The sequence below is a fragment of the Xanthomonas sp. F14 genome, assembly GCF_014199865.1.
The window spans coordinates 121225-134862 of the sequence record NZ_JACHOM010000005.1; the positions used below are offsets into that span (position 1 = coordinate 121225).

Genomic DNA, 13638 nt, shown 5'->3' on the forward strand with positions numbered 1-13638 from the left:
TGGTACCCAGCGAGCGCAGCCGCAGGCAGCTGCCGGCATTGCAGGTGTTTATACGTTTCATATACGATTCGTATATTCACGACATTGGAGCTTGCATGGGCATCGTCAATATCGATGACGAACTGCACGATCAACTGCGCCGCGCGTGCACGGTGACCAGCCGGTCGATCAACGCGCAGGCCACTTTCTGGATCAAGGTCGGCATGCTGTGCGAGATGCATCCGGAATCCTCGTTCCAGGACATCGTGGCGCAGGAACTGCGCGCGGCAGGCGTGCGGCCGCAATCCCTGAAACCGGCGCGGACATGATCAAGCAGCCGGCGGAGATTGCGTTGATGGCCAACGCCGGTGCGCTGCTGGCGCAGGTGTTCCATGCGCTGGATCAGCTGCCGCTGGCAGGCCGCAGCACGCTGGAACTCAACGACTTCGTCGAGCGGATGATTGTCGACGAACTGGGCGCGCGGCCGGCCAGCAAGGGCCAGTACGACTTCCCCTTCGTGCTCAACGCCTCCATCGATGATGTGGTGTGCCATGGCGTGCCCGCGGCCGCGGACGTGCTGCGCAACGGGCAGATCGTCAATCTGGATATCACGCTGGAAAAGGACGGCTATATCGCCGACTCCAGCACGACGTATCTGGTGGGCGAGGTGGCGTATCCGGCGCGGCGGCTGGTGCAGGCCACCTATCAGGCGATGTGGAAGGGGATTGCCGCGGTGCGTCCGGGCGCGCGGCTGGGCGACATCGGTCATGCGATTGCGCGGCATGCGCGCGAGCAGGGCTATAGCGTGGTGAAGGAATATTGCGGGCATGGCATCGGCCGGCAGATGCATGAAGAGCCGCAGATCCTGCACTACGGGCATGCCGGCACCGGGATGCAGCTGCAGGAAGGCATGGTGTTCACCATCGAGCCGATGATCAATCAGGGCAGGGCGGCGATCCGCGCCGAGCCGGATCAATGGCCGGTGCATACGCGCGACGGCAAGTTGTCGGCGCAGTTCGAGCACACCGTGGCGGTCACGCGTACCGGTGTGCGTGTGCTGACCTTGCGCCCCGGGGAAACGCCGCTGTGTGCACTGGGGTGAGCGCGCCGTCCCCCGGCGCGTGGCCTGCGCCCGCTGCCGCCGCTGTGTTCGTTGCGTGCACTGCCGCGGCCAGACTGCGGCAGGTCAGCCAGTTTGCTGCACACTAGGCCGCATCGCTGACGTCTCCCGTGCGCCGGCACCCTGATCCGGCGGAGCGCTGGTCTTCCATGCAGCCACTTCCTCACAACCCCACGCACGCCGTGCACCCGGCGGCAGCATCCTGGCGACGGCCGCTGGAGTGGTTGCGCCGGCAGTTGCGCGCCAACGATCTGTGGTTCATCGGGCTGGCAGCCGTGGTGGGGCTGATTGCGGCGGCACTGATGGTGGTGCAGGCCGGCATGGCGCATGCGCTGCAGGCCTGGCTGTACGCGCTTGCACCGGGCGAGCGGCTCAGTACCGCCGAATCGATCACCGCCACCCAGTTGCTGGTGTTGCCGTTGGGCGGCCTGCTGGTGGGCCTGGTGGCCTTGCTGGCGCGGCGGCGCAAGCGGCCGCTGGTGGATGCGGTGGAAGCCAACGCCCTGCACGGCGGGCGCATGTCGATGCGCGACAACCTGATCGTTGCGGTGCAGACGCTGCTGTCCAACGGCTTTGGCGCATCGGTGGGGCTGGAGGCGACCTACACGCAGATGGGCGCAGGCGCCGGTTCGCAGCTGGGCCGTGTCCTGCGGGTACGCCGGGCCGACATGCGCACGCTGGTCGGTGCCGGCGCGGCAGGCGCGATCGCCGGTGCGTTCGGGGCGCCGCTGGCCGGTGCGTTCTACGCGTTCGAGATCGTGATCGGCGCCTATACGCCGTCGGCGCTTGCGCCGGTAGCTGCGGCGGCGCTGGCCGGCGCGTTCATGGCCAACGCGCTCGGTGCCGCGCCGTATTCGTTGCCGGCGGCGGTCGCCTATCAATTGCAGCCGCGTGACTATGCGATCTACATCGCGCTGGGGCTGACCTGCGCGTTGATCGGCATCGCGGTGATGCGGCTGGTGGCCGGTATCGAACGCGCCGTGGGGCGGATCGAGCTGCCGATCTGGGGACGCCCGGTGGTGGGCGGGTTGCTGCTGATTCCGTTGGCGATGTATTCGCCGCAAGTGCTGTCGTCGGGACATGGCGCCCTGCATCTGGACCTGACCAGCAGCAGCACGCTGCAGGTATTGGCCGGTTTGCTGGTGCTCAAATGCATCGCGTCGGGCATCTCGCTGGGTTTCGGCTTCCGTGGCGGCCTGTTCTTCGCTTCGCTGTTCATGGGCTCGCTGGTGGGCAGCCTGTTTGCGGTGTTCCTGAACCTGCTGGTCGGTGCCGCGGCGGTGGACATCACCAGCGCTTCGTTGGTGGGCATGGCCGCGTTGGCGGCAGCCATTGTCGGCGCGCCGATGACGATGGCCATGCTGATCCTGGAAGGCACGCACGACTTTGTACTGGCGAGCGCGGTGATGGTGGCGGTGCTGGTGGCCAATACCGTGGTGCGCCAGGTGTTTGGCTATTCGTTCTCCACCTGGCGCCTGCATCTGCGTGGCGAGAACATCCGCAGCGCACGCGACGTGGGGTGGGTGCGCAATCTGTCGGCCGGCAAGATGATGCGCAAGGACGCCAACCACACTGCGCACGACACCACGGTGAGCGAGTTTCGCCGGCGGTTTCCATTGGGGTCCACGCAGCGCGTGGTGCTGGAAGACGCCGCCGGCCATTACGCCGGTGTGGTGCCGCTGGCAGTGCTGTATGCGGACAACGTGCAGGCCGATGCGCCGGTGAGCGACTACGCCAAGCACCGCGATGCGGCATTGCTGGCAGACACCGACATCGTGGCGGTCATGAAGGTCTTCGACGCTACGCAGGCCGACGAGCTGGCGGTGATCGATGCACAACGCAAGGTGCTGGGCGTGTTGTCGGAAGGCTTCGTGCGCAAGCGCTATGCCGAAGAACTGGAAAAGCGCGAACGCGAACTGATGGGCGAGCGTGTGCTCGGCGACGACTGAGCCACGCGCTGCCGGCAGCGGCTGAAGCGACGGGGCGCATGCTGGCCCGGTAGATCTACCGCGTGCAGACGGTGTCTTACGCAACGCCCTGCGCCCGCGACGCATGCAGCTTGCCATCGCCAGCGGCAGCATGCGATGCCAGCACGCAGCTTCCAGCGGCCTGTGCGTTGATGTTGCTCATGCATTGGCAGCGTTGCTCGGCTCGACGCGCGTGCGCAGCAGCGCGCCATCGGGTTGTGCAGACCGACCTCAGCGCGTTAGCATGCAGCCTCGTCCAGAGCGATTTCCTCCGACACATGACACCACCCTGACCTAAGGCATCACGCGCTCGCAGTTGCTGCGAAGGTCCAGGTGTTTGACGTTCATGTATTCGCGCCGTGTGTTTGCCGGTGCGCGGAGTCGTTTCAATGTCCAGAGTTTTCTCGTTGCGCCAGCAATGGCTCGGCAACGTGCGTGGCGATGTGCTCGCCGGCATCGTGGTCGCGCTTGCGCTGATTCCCGAAGCCATTGCCTTTTCGATCATTGCCGGCGTCGACCCCAAGGTCGGGCTGTACGCGGCGTTCTGCATTGCGGTGGTGACCTCGATCGCCGGTGGCCGGCCCGGCATGATTTCGGCCGCCACCGGCGCAATGGCGTTGTTGATGGTGGACCTGGTCAAGGACCACGGCCTGCAGTACCTGCTGGCGGCCACCGTGCTGGCCGGCGTGCTGCAGCTGATCGCCGCGGCATTGCGCCTGGGCGCATTGATGCGCTTTGTCTCGCGCTCGGTGATCACCGGTTTCGTCAATGCGTTGGCGATCCTGATCTTCCTGGCGCAGTTGCCGGAGCTGGTCGGCATGCCATGGCCGGTGTATGCGGTGTGTGCAGCGGGCCTGGCCATCATCTATCTGCTGCCGCGCTTCACCACGGCGATTCCCTCGCCGCTGGTCGCCATCGTGGTGCTGACGGCGGTGTGCGCGTACTGGCACATCGACATCCGCAGCGTGGGCGACATGGGCCGTCTGCCCGACAGCCTGCCGGTGTTCCTGCTGCCGGACGTACCGCTGACGTGGGACAGCGTGCGCATCCTGCTGCCGGTGTCGACGACGCTGGCCGTGGTGGGCCTGCTGGAGTCGTTGATGACCGCGCAGATTGTTGAAGACCTCACCGATACCCCGTCGCAGCGCAACCGCGAATGCGCAGGGCAGGGGCTGGCGAACCTGCTGGCCGGGTGCTTCGGTGGCATGGCCGGCTGCGCGATGATCGGGCAATCGGTGATCAATGTGCGCTCGGGCGGGCGCGGGCGTTTGTCGTGCCTGGTGGCCGGTGTCGTCCTGCTGCTGATGGTGGTGTATGGCGCGCCCTGGGTGCGCCAGATCCCGATGGCGGCGTTGGTGGCGGTGATGATCATGGTCAGCATCGGCACCTTCAGCTGGAGCTCGCTACGTGATCTACGCACGCACCCGGGGAGTTCGTCGGTGGTGATGCTGGGCACCGTCGTGGTCACGGTATGGACGCACGATCTGGCCCGCGGCGTGCTGGCCGGGGTGCTGCTGTCGGCGCTGTTCTTTGCGCGCAAGGTCGGGCGCATGTTGCAGGTGCAGGCCAGCGAGCGTGACGACGGAGTGCGCGTGTATGCGGTGCGCGGCCAGGTGTTCTTTGCATCGGCCGGGCAGTTCGTGGCCAGCTTCGATTTCCCGGGCACGCCGCCGAAGGTGCTGATCGATCTGAGCCACGCGCACTTCTGGGACATCAGCGCGGTGGCGGCGCTGGATCGGGTGGTGCTCAAGCTGCGCGCGCACGGCGCCGAGGTCGAGGTGATCGGCGTGAATCAGGCCAGCGATACGCTGATCGAAACCTTAGGAACCCATCGACGCGATGGCGCGCGCCTGCAGCTGGGGCACTGAGCCCGGCTGCTCGTGCGCAGCCAGCGCGGCCGTCGGCGCCGCCGCGTGGCGTGCATGCTCGTCCAGCAACGCGGACAGGCGACGATGGCAGTCGCGGAAGGCCAGCGCGGAGGCGGGCATGTCGCAGGCATCGAAGGTTCCGGCTTCGGCCTTCCAGGCGGCGAGCAGGTCTTTCAGGTCGCTGATCAGGCTCGGCATGCGGGCGACTCCGTGGGCGTTCTCATCACTACGGCCACAGGCGCCGGCCGGATGCAGTCGCGCTCGTTCGCCTCACGCGTGGCCGCACGGGCGCGCTGCCATCGTGCAGGACACACGTGCGCGTCACATCGGCGGGAGGAGGGTGGCCGTGCGGTCTTTTACCGCTGGAGCAGACCATGAGCAACGACGAAAACGGCAACCGCGGCGTAGACGATCCGACCCCGCCCAATGGCATCAAGGCACCGGGCAGCGACAACACACCGATCCAGGAAGGGCCTGCACAGGACAGCGAGATCGATGACGACGATGGCATCGAAGACCCGGTCGAGGACGATGACGACCTGGGCGCGGAAGACGACGAAGACGAAGACGACGACCAGTAAGCGCGTGGCAGCGTTGCACGCGGCCGTGCAACGCTGAACCCGGCAGAGGGCACCGGTTGCGCGGCATGTGCTGGCTGTGGCCGGCCATGCTGCCTAGACTTGCGGATTGCCCATCCTGTGACATCCATGGACACCTCCCTGTCGCCATTGCCCAGCATCGCGCTGGGCCAGTACCGCCACTTCAAGGGCGGCCGTTATGAAGTGCTCGGCGTCGTGCGCTGCAGCGAAACGCTGGCCCCGCTGGTGCTCTATCGCCCGTTGGACAGCGACGTCGGTCTGTGGGTGCGGCCGTATGCAATGTTCATCGAGCAGGTCGAGGTGGACGGCGTTGCGCGTCCGCGCTTTGCGCGGGTCGAGTAGGCACGGCTTGGTCTGCCCGACGTTACTTGGTTGTTGGCGAGTACGTTGGCAATGACCGCCGCCGCCGATGCTGCGCCTGTCACCACGCCCGATGGCCGGTATCTGATCGTGCGTGGCCGGCTCTGGCGTACCGCCAACCCGCATCTGCGCGAAGACGTGCGTGCCGGGCTGGTCGCCGCTTTGATGGACGCGCGACGCGCGGTCAAGGCGGCCAAGCGCGACGAGGATGCCGGGCGGCTGGCTGCAGCGCGTGCGGTGGTCGACCGTGCCAAGACGGCGCTGGGAGAGCGCGGCCCGGTGTGGTGGAGCGATGGTGCCAAAGACTTCAATCGGCATCTGGTCAAGAACACGCCATACGCGGACTGGTTTGCGGCGCTTGCCGCGCCCGAGGCCTGAGTGCGCGTTGCGGCGGGCCAGGCGTGGTGCTGCCTGCAACCAAAAGGCCCGGGAATCCCGGGCCTTGTCTGCTGGATCAACCGCCCAGCGGTGTAGAGCGGCTGAGCAGGCTGCTGCGCTCAGCGCCAGGTGGGCACGGCCGGTGCCCGACATCGGCAAGGGCCATTCGGACACTCCGGTGCCGGACGCGCCGTTCGTACCCACCTGACGACTGCTCGCAACATGGTGTCAGCCGCTCTTGATCGATGTGGCTGGAGAAGCGGGCAGCCGGCCTCAGCCCAGGTCGCAATTGCTCGGCTGCGGCCAGGTGGTGGCGGGCAGCATGGCCTTGACGGCGGCCGGTGCGGTGATGCCGATGGTGCTGGCGCCGTAGAGGTCTTCCAGTTCGTCGATGCTGACGATGTAGCTGTCCAGCGAACCGAGGTTGGCGCTGTTGGGAATCAGCCAGCTGATCGCGCGGGTGCCGCCGCCCGGGTTGGCGGTGATGATCGTCTTCCAGAAGAAGTCTGGGGTGCGGATGCCGTGGCTGCTCAGGAAGTAATCGTTGGTCGTGTCGCTGTAGATCACACCGCCGTAGACCTGCACGCTGGCGATGTCGCGGTAACACTCGGCCACGTTCTCGGCGCGTACCCAGATGCCCTGGTTGAAGCTGGACACCTGCGGGACGATGTTGGACATCAGGTTGGCGCGACGGATGTAGGTCGCGTTGTAGTCCATGTGGTTGGAGGTCACCAGGTGCCCGCGATCGTAGCCGGTGCGCACGCTGGCGTAGGAGGCCGTGGAGGTCTGGCCGGCGCAGCCGCTGGGCAGTTCGGTGTCCAGATTGAAACTGGACGGGCGCGCGGCCGAGCCGGTATCGGCCTGCAGCACGTACTCGTAGCGCAGCGCGGTGTGGTTGGTGCAGTCGTAGCGCAAGGTGTAGCCGCCCTTGTTGAGGGTGACGACCTGGGCATTTGCGCTGGCACTGGCAGCGGTGAACAGCAGAACGGCGAAGAAAGTCCGGAAGCGCATGGGCAGTGAATCTCCTGGAAAATCAATCGGACGCACGACGCCTTCGCCGGCTGCCGGGGGGCAGATCGACGCTCAGCGGAACGCGCGCTGGAAGGGGGACAGTTGGCTCGCTGTTTTTAGCGAGCGCGACAGCTATCGCATGCAAATGTTGCTTGGTGGTGACGTAGGCGTGAGGAATGTGCGGTCACGTCAGTTTTTCCGGCAAAAATGTGACCGGTCTCGCGCATTGGGCGGCATACGGGCTGACAGGCGATAAGCCCCCGGTTATGCCTGGAGCGTGCGGATGTGCTTCCGCGCCAGGGTTTGTGCGATGACGCATAGCTGCGCCATCAGCAGAGCGCGGTTGCTGTTGTCGGACAACCGCCCGCCTCGCGGTCGGGATACGCCAGCACACATCGGCAGGCGACACCGCAAGACGTCAGGTCGGGAGCAGCGCAGTGCCGTTCGTCGGCGCAAGATGCGCGCCTTGCGACGCTGCCGTGCCTGCGCCGCGTTTGCCGCTGGCGGACACAAAAAACCCCCTTCTGCAGTCCACGCAGAAGAGGGCGTCAAATACGTCGCGAGACGATCTGCTGGGTCGACTATGCGACCTCTTTTTCCAGCTGCGGTGCGCTGGCAGGCTGCAGCTGGAACAGCGAGACCAGCTGGGTCAGGGTGCTGGACTGCTTTTCCATCGCCCGTGCCGCGGCCATGGCTTCCTCCACCAGCGCTGCATTCTGCTGGGTGGTTTCGTCCATCTGGATCACCGTCTGGTTGACCTGTTCGATGCCGGCCGATTGCTCGCTGGATGCGGCGGTGATCTCACCCATGATGTCGGTGACCCGATTCACGCTGGCGACGATCTCGGTCATGGTGGTGCCGGCCTTGTGCACCAGCACCGAGCCTTCGGCCACCTTGCCCACCGAGGCGTCGATCAGCTCCTTGATCTCCTTGGCCGCAGCGGACGAACGCTGCGCAAGCGTGCGCACTTCCGAGGCCACCACCGCAAAGCCGCGGCCCTGTTCGCCGGCACGGGCGGCTTCCACCGCCGCGTTCAAGGCCAGGATATTGGTCTGGAACGCGATGCCATCGATGACGCTGATGATCTCGGCGATCTTCTTCGAGGAGGTTTCGATGCCCGACATGGTGCCGACGACCTGGCTGACCACCTCGCCGCCCTTGGAGGCCACACCGGCTGCATTGCGTGCCAGTTCGTTGGCCTGTCGCGCATGCTCGGCGTTCTGCTTGACGGTGGAGGTGAGTTCCTCCATCGAGGCGGCGGTTTCTTCCAGGCTGGCCGCCTGCTGTTCGGTACGCCGCGACAGGTCCTGATTGCCGGCGGCAATTTCACCGGCCGCAGTATCGATCTCCGACGAGGAATGCTGGATGCGCCCGACGATGTCGGTCAGGCGGTCCACCGTGGTGTTGGCATCGTCGCGCATGCGCGCGAACACGCCGGCAAAGTCGCCGTGCATGCGCGTGGTCAGGTCGCCGCTCGCAATCGCCTGCAATACCTGCGACACCGCGCCCAGGCTCTGGTCCGAGCTGCTCATCAGGTGATTGAGGTCCACCACGATCTGGCGGAAATCATGCTCGAACGCGGTCTCGTCGCCACGCGCGCTGAAGTCGCCTGCCGCCGCCGCCGATGCCAGCCGCTTGATCTCGCCATTGATCGACAACAGGCTGGCCCGCACATCGTTGATCGATTGGCTGATCACCGCCTTCTCGCCCGGCAACGGCTCCAGCTGCTGCGACAGGTCGCCGGCGGCATAGCGCTCGGTCAATGCGACGATCTGCATCGTCACCGCGATATGGCTGGACACCAGCGCGTTGCTGGCCCGCACCATGCTGCCGAATTCGCCGGGGAATTCCTGCTCGGCGATACGGTGACTGACCATGCCGGCTTCATGCTTGTCGCCCATGTCGGTCTGCGCCTGGATCACGCGACGCAGCTGGCGCTGCATGCTGTCCATCGCCTGCAGCAGCTGGCCGACCTCGTCGTTGCGGTCGATCGAGATGCTGTTGTCCAGCTTGCCCGACGACACCGCATGCGCAATGCCCACCGCACGGTTCAGCGGCTGGGTGATGGCGCGTGCCACGATCCAGCCGAAGGCGATGCACAGCACCGCACCGACCAGGCCCAGCACCAGCCCGCCGATGCTTGCCGCCACCGAGCTGTCCACCGCTTCCTGCACGGTGCCGCGGAAGCGTGCATCGGCACGCTTCTGCATGGCGGTCAGGGTGGTGCGATAGGTTTCCAGTGCCGGTGCCATGGCGCTCATCTGCGCCGCATCGGGTTCGCGCTGTTCCACGAACGCGGCGGCCACGCCGTGCGCCAGGCTGTAGTACTGATCGAACTCCTTGCCCAGGCGTGCCAGCTCCGTCGCATTGGCGGGATCGGATTTCTGCAGTTTCACGTAGGAGGCGTGGATCTCGTCGGCCACCGGCTTGGTGGCCGCCAACATGTCGGCATCGCCGGCGGCAGCGGCGCCGTTGAGCCCGTTGATGAGCTTGTCCAGCGCAGCCACGTTGCGTGTCATGGCGTCGAGCATCGGAAAATGCACGTCGCGTACCGCTTCCAGGCGGTCGTTGTTGCGGTGAAAGACCAGCGTACTGAAGGCCACATAGCTCGATAGGCAAAGGATCGCCACCGCGGCCGGCATCAGGATTTTCCAGAACAACGGTAGCGACAGGATGCGTCTCATGACTTGAGTCTCGAGCAGGTGGCGGGTCACGGCTTCAGGACGACCTTGACGTTGGCGTCGACTGCGCTGGCACTGATGTAACCGATGGCGCCGGGCGTGGCGGCAACGGCCTTCTTGACCGCATCGTCGCCACTGACACGCTTGGGACGCTGTGCCTTGCCGGTGAACATCAGCTGCGACCAGTACGACTTCAGCTGTGCCGCGTCGCGCGCGGCGACCTTCTTGTAGAACTCATCGCGGGTGGCGACGCCTTCTTCCTGATCGATCGGCACCGCCGCGCCGCCACCGGGCAGGCTGTTGGATTTGGCCAGGAAGATCTGCGACACCTGCGCGGCGCTGAGGCTGTCCGGGCCGCCCTTGGCCGACATCACCACCACGACATCGGCATTGGCGCAGAACGCGCTCAGCGACAACGCGGCAAGCAGGGAGACTGCAAAACACTTGGAAATGGTCATGGGGGCTCTCTTAGAACACGAAGTCGACGGAGGCCGACAGCAGGTTGTAGCTGCCGCCCGGACGGAAGCCCGGCTGGATGTTGTTCAACGATCCGAACGAACCCGCGTTGTTGTTGATGTGGCTGGCCTGCAGCTTGAACGCGACGCTTTCACGCGCGTCCCAACGCAGCGATGCGGTAAAGCTGTGACGGCCGCTTTCGGCCTGCGCCAGTGCGCGCGTCATCACGCCGACCGGATCCTGGCCGGCCGCGATGGTCGGGCCCTTGCGATCGACGTTGGCATAGGTGATCGACGGCGTCAGCGTGCCGAAGCGACCGCCGACACTGAGATAACCGGAGGTGGTCTTGCCGTTGAGCGAGGGCGAGTAATCGGCGCGGATCACTTCGCTGCGCAGGAACCAGTTGCCCGGATCGTAGGCGTAACCCAGGCTGGCAAAGCTGCCGTCCACGCCATAGGTGGTCAGACGATCGGCCAGTGCGGGATTGATGCGCTGATAGACCGAGAACAGGCGATCCAGCGCCGGTGTATCGAAATCGGTGGTGCCCACGATGTAGGCGGCGCGGAACGTGGACGCACCCGATTCCAAGCCCAGCGCCAGGCCGCGCATGGCGTACACATCGGCCTTCTTCGAATTGATGCGGCCGTAGAAACCCTGCACGCTGACCACACTCTCGCCGGCGTTGATGGTGTACACGCCTTCGACGCCGTCCATCGGCAGCAGGTAGTTGTAGACCTCGTACGGCGGACGCACCCACGGGGTGGCGTAACCGACGCGCTGGTACTCGGACAGCATGTACAGCGGCGCAGTGATGCGGCCCAGGCGCGCGGCGAACTGCGGGCCGAACTGATACTTCACATGCGCCAGCGTGACCTTGGGATCGTAATCGCCGCGTTCGGCGTACTCACTGGTCACCTGCAACACGCCGGTGAACTTGTCGGTGAAGTTGGCATTGACCTGGCCGGCGATACGCGAGTCCGGACGTGCCGAGGTGGAGTGGCTGGCACCGGCACCTTCCACGGTCTGGATGTCGGGCGTGAAGTCGGCCTGGTCCTCGGTCGAATGCACCACGCCCAGCGTGCCGAAGCCGCTGAAGGAAAACATCGAGTCCTGCTGCGCGTAGGCGCAGGTCGACGACGCCAGGGCGATGGCGCCACTGAGAAGCTTGACGGTCAATTTCATTGAGAATCTCGGCTGAGTGGGTGATGGACGCAGCGCCATGAGAGGCGCGCGGGCAGAACGGTAATGAGCGTCGCAACGCCCTGGATTGCGGTAGCGGCCGTCTGCATCATTGCTTTAGCGAGATTTTTACAACTTGGAAAAACCGGTTAAGAAAGCAAAGCGCCACAAGAATCTGACGATAGTTTTGCCCTATCGAGGCGCGCGATTTAGGTGCTTTGAACAGCTGGGATGAATATCGGCGGACATAATCGTCCGCATCGCAGGCCTGCCGATGAGTAGCGCAGCCGGTGAAGGGCGAGGTAAGCAAAAAACCGAGTTTTTCCCGGGGGAAATTGACAAAGAGGCGTTTGCTCCGAAGTGCGCGCGCAAAAAAAAGCCACGCACTGGCGAGCCAGGCGTGGCGTTCTCTGAGTTATTTCGCGTGGGTGTGCCAGTTACTTTATCGCCGGTGCGATGCGGCCGGCGAAGATTTGCTTCGGCTGCATGCAGACGCGACGAGATACAGTCGGCAAGTTACTGGAAACGTTTACTGCTGCCGTGTCGGGAGTTTCACCACGACCTTGATCTCGAACCGGAAGCCGGCCAGCCAGGTCACGCCCACTGCGGTGACGGTGGGGTAGGGCGCCGGGCCCCAGTAGCTCACCCATCTGTCCCACATGGCCTCGAACACCACGTCGGGGTCGAGCATGAACAGCGTGACGTCGACGACGTCCTGCGTGCTGCAGCCGGCTGCGGCGAGGATGGCATCGAGATTGGCGAAGGCACGGGCGATCTCTGCCTCCAGCTCCGGCTCCGGCGAGCCGTCTTCGCGGCTGCCGACCTGGCCGGCGACGAACAGCAAGCCATCGGCGCGGACTGCCGGCGAATAGCGGTGGCGCTCGTACAGCGCGTGCCGCCCCTGCGGAAAAACTGCTTCACGTGTTGCCATGGTGACCTCCATCGGGTGGCGAATCGGAACAGGCAGGCAGCGTAGGTGCTTGCCTGCGCGCGATAAATCGGCGATGCCGACCAGCACTGTTTGTAGAATCCAAACAATCTTGGAGTCGGGAGTGGCGATGGACCGGTTCGACGCGATGCAGGCGTTTGCGCGGGTGGTGGAGACCGGCAGCTTCACCAAGGCGGCCGAGACCTTGCACATGAGCCGGGCCAGCGTGACCCAGCTGGTGCAGCAGCTGGAGGCACGCCTGCGCGTGAGGCTGCTCAACCGCACCACGCGGCAGGTGCATGTCACCGCCGATGGCGCGGCGTACTACGAACGCGTGCTGCGGCTGCTGGCGGACATGGACGATGCCGAGACCAGCCTGTCCGATGCGTCGGCGCTGCCGCGCGGCCGCCTGCGCGTGGATGTGCCCAGCCCGCTGGCGCGCCTGATCCTGATGCCGGCACTGCCGGCCTTTCATGCGCGTTATCCGGATATCCAGCTGGACATGGGCGTGAGCGATCGCCGCGTGGACCTGATCGGCGAGCACGTGGATTGCGTGGTGCGCGGCGGCACCATCACCGATCAGTCGCTGATCGCGCGCCGCGTGGGCGACCTGCAGGCGGGTGTGTACGCGGCGCCGGTGTATCTGCAGCGGCTGGGCATGCCGGCACATCCGCGCGAGCTGGAAAACACCCGGCATCGCTGTGTGGGCTTCATGCGCTGGCGCAGCAGCAAGACCGTGCCCTATGTCATGCAGCGCGGCAGCGAGGCGGTGCACCTGCAAGGGCGTTACGTGGTGGCGTCCGACGACGGCAATGCCTATCTGGCCGCCGGGCTGGCCGGCATGGGCGTGCTGTGGTTGCCGGTGTACATGGCCAGGGCGCACGTGGCCAGTGGCGAACTGGTGCCGCTGTTCGAGGACTGGCGGATGGAGTCGATGCCGCTGTCGATCGCGTTCCCGCCCAACCGGCATGTCAGCGCCAAGCTGCGTGTGTTCATCGAGTGGGTGAGTGCGTTGATGGCCGAGCATGCGCCAGTGGAAGCGCCGGCGCTGCGCTGAGCGCGCTGCGTGGCGTGGCTGATGTGGTCGTGGTCGTGCACGCAAGACACGGGGG

At 65.5% G+C, this 13638-nt stretch carries 14 protein-coding genes and 1 other RNA gene; 9 read left to right on the forward strand and 6 right to left on the reverse strand.

All coding sequences use genetic code 11. The annotated features are described in order from the left end of the window. Positions 1–95: 95 nt before the first annotated feature. From GGR73_RS17165 to GGR73_RS17180, 4 genes are all read left to right on the forward strand, one after another. Positions 96–308, forward strand: a complete 213-nt coding sequence (locus tag GGR73_RS17165) for a ParD-like family protein (protein ID WP_024938505.1) — start codon at positions 96–98, stop codon at positions 306–308. After that, positions 305–1081, forward strand: a complete 777-nt coding sequence (map, locus tag GGR73_RS17170; protein ID WP_046344586.1) for a type I methionyl aminopeptidase — start codon at positions 305–307, stop codon at positions 1079–1081. The genes GGR73_RS17165 and map overlap by 4 nt, the downstream gene beginning before the upstream one ends. A 167-nt stretch (positions 1082–1248) precedes the next feature. Further along, positions 1249–3048, forward strand: a complete 1800-nt coding sequence (locus GGR73_RS17175; protein ID WP_054592654.1) for a chloride channel protein — start codon at positions 1249–1251, stop codon at positions 3046–3048. A 407-nt stretch (positions 3049–3455) separates the two neighbouring features. Then, positions 3456–4934, forward strand: coding sequence for a SulP family inorganic anion transporter (locus tag GGR73_RS17180; protein WP_221234238.1), 1479 nt, complete (start codon positions 3456–3458; stop codon positions 4932–4934). On the opposite strand, the gene GGR73_RS17185 is transcribed toward GGR73_RS17180, so the two are convergent. Further along, positions 4887–5132: a hypothetical protein gene (locus tag GGR73_RS17185; protein WP_102251170.1), complete on the reverse strand. Its 246-nt coding sequence runs from the start codon at positions 5130–5132 to the stop codon at positions 4887–4889. The genes GGR73_RS17180 and GGR73_RS17185 overlap by 48 nt on opposite strands. Before the next feature lie 176 nt (positions 5133–5308). Here GGR73_RS17185 and GGR73_RS17190 point away from each other — a divergent pair, with 176 nt between their 5' ends. The 4 genes from GGR73_RS17190 (at position 5309) to GGR73_RS17205 (ending at position 6505) form a co-directional block, all read left to right on the forward strand. Beyond that, positions 5309–5515 carry a hypothetical protein gene (locus tag GGR73_RS17190; protein WP_024938500.1) on the forward strand — a complete coding sequence of 69 codons (207 nt, stop codon included), beginning with the start codon at positions 5309–5311 and terminating at the stop codon, positions 5513–5515. A gap of 126 nt (positions 5516–5641) precedes the next feature. After that, the gene (locus tag GGR73_RS17195) at positions 5642–5875 is read left to right on the forward strand and encodes a DUF1653 domain-containing protein (RefSeq protein ID WP_047129433.1); all 234 of its coding nucleotides are present in this window, start codon (positions 5642–5644) and stop codon (positions 5873–5875) included. Positions 5876–5926: 51 nt separating this feature from the next. Then, positions 5927–6271, forward strand: coding sequence for a hypothetical protein (locus tag GGR73_RS17200; RefSeq protein ID WP_184458082.1), 345 nt, complete (start codon positions 5927–5929; stop codon positions 6269–6271). 157 nt (positions 6272–6428) lie between these two features. Next, positions 6429–6505: non-coding RNA, sX9 sRNA (locus GGR73_RS17205), on the forward strand. A 39-nt stretch (positions 6506–6544) separates the two neighbouring features. Here the strand turns inward: GGR73_RS17205 and GGR73_RS17210 are convergent. The 5 genes from GGR73_RS17210 to GGR73_RS17230 form a co-directional block, all read right to left on the reverse strand. Beyond that, positions 6545–7282 (reverse strand): DNA/RNA non-specific endonuclease, encoded by a 738-nt coding sequence (locus tag GGR73_RS17210; RefSeq protein ID WP_039518674.1) that lies wholly within the window; start codon positions 7280–7282, stop codon positions 6545–6547. A 581-nt stretch (positions 7283–7863) separates the two neighbouring features. After that, entirely contained in the window at positions 7864–9996 is a 2133-nt protein-coding gene (locus GGR73_RS17215) for a methyl-accepting chemotaxis protein (RefSeq protein WP_102251168.1), read from the reverse strand. Next, complete coding sequence (locus GGR73_RS17220; protein WP_184458084.1) at positions 9993–10421, reverse strand: substrate-binding domain-containing protein; 429 nt, start codon at positions 10419–10421, stop codon at positions 9993–9995. Before GGR73_RS17220 ends, GGR73_RS17215 begins: the two co-directional genes overlap by 4 nt. A 10-nt stretch (positions 10422–10431) precedes the next feature. After that, on the reverse strand, positions 10432–11601 hold the full coding sequence (locus GGR73_RS17225; RefSeq protein WP_184458086.1) for a hypothetical protein: 1170 nt from the start codon (positions 11599–11601) through the stop codon (positions 10432–10434). Between the two features lie 526 nt (positions 11602–12127). Further along, positions 12128–12529 (reverse strand): Rid family hydrolase, encoded by a 402-nt coding sequence (locus GGR73_RS17230; RefSeq protein WP_184458088.1) that lies wholly within the window; start codon positions 12527–12529, stop codon positions 12128–12130. 127 nt (positions 12530–12656) lie between these two features. Here GGR73_RS17230 and GGR73_RS17235 point away from each other — a divergent pair, with 127 nt between their 5' ends. After that, positions 12657–13583, forward strand: a complete 927-nt coding sequence (locus GGR73_RS17235; RefSeq protein WP_456362997.1) for a LysR substrate-binding domain-containing protein — start codon at positions 12657–12659, stop codon at positions 13581–13583. Positions 13584–13638 lie beyond the last annotated feature (55 nt).

Excerpts from the sequence above, each read along its gene's own strand:
- GGR73_RS17165 (WP_024938505.1), top strand. The coding sequence starts at position 96 with ATGGGCATCGTCAATATCGATGACGAACTGCACGATCAACTGCGCCGC.
- map (WP_046344586.1), top strand. The coding sequence starts at position 305 with ATGATCAAGCAGCCGGCGGAGATTGCGTTGATGGCCAACGCCGGTGCG.
- GGR73_RS17210 (WP_039518674.1), bottom strand. The coding sequence starts at position 7,282 with ATGCGCTTCCGGACTTTCTTCGCCGTTCTGCTGTTCACCGCTGCCAGT.
- GGR73_RS17235 (WP_456362997.1), top strand. The coding sequence starts at position 12,657 with ATGGACCGGTTCGACGCGATGCAGGCGTTTGCGCGGGTGGTGGAGACC.
- GGR73_RS17220 (WP_184458084.1), bottom strand. The coding sequence starts at position 10,421 with ATGACCATTTCCAAGTGTTTTGCAGTCTCCCTGCTTGCCGCGTTGTCG.
- GGR73_RS17230 (WP_184458088.1), bottom strand. The coding sequence starts at position 12,529 with ATGGCAACACGTGAAGCAGTTTTTCCGCAGGGGCGGCACGCGCTGTAC.
- GGR73_RS17185 (WP_102251170.1), bottom strand. The coding sequence starts at position 5,132 with ATGCCGAGCCTGATCAGCGACCTGAAAGACCTGCTCGCCGCCTGGAAG.
- GGR73_RS17180 (WP_221234238.1), top strand. The coding sequence starts at position 3,456 with ATGTCCAGAGTTTTCTCGTTGCGCCAGCAATGGCTCGGCAACGTGCGT.
- GGR73_RS17195 (WP_047129433.1), top strand. The coding sequence starts at position 5,642 with ATGGACACCTCCCTGTCGCCATTGCCCAGCATCGCGCTGGGCCAGTAC.
- GGR73_RS17190 (WP_024938500.1), top strand. The coding sequence starts at position 5,309 with ATGAGCAACGACGAAAACGGCAACCGCGGCGTAGACGATCCGACCCCG.
- GGR73_RS17175 (WP_054592654.1), top strand. The coding sequence starts at position 1,249 with ATGCAGCCACTTCCTCACAACCCCACGCACGCCGTGCACCCGGCGGCA.
- GGR73_RS17200 (WP_184458082.1), top strand. The coding sequence starts at position 5,927 with ATGACCGCCGCCGCCGATGCTGCGCCTGTCACCACGCCCGATGGCCGG.
- GGR73_RS17225 (WP_184458086.1), bottom strand. The coding sequence starts at position 11,601 with ATGAAATTGACCGTCAAGCTTCTCAGTGGCGCCATCGCCCTGGCGTCG.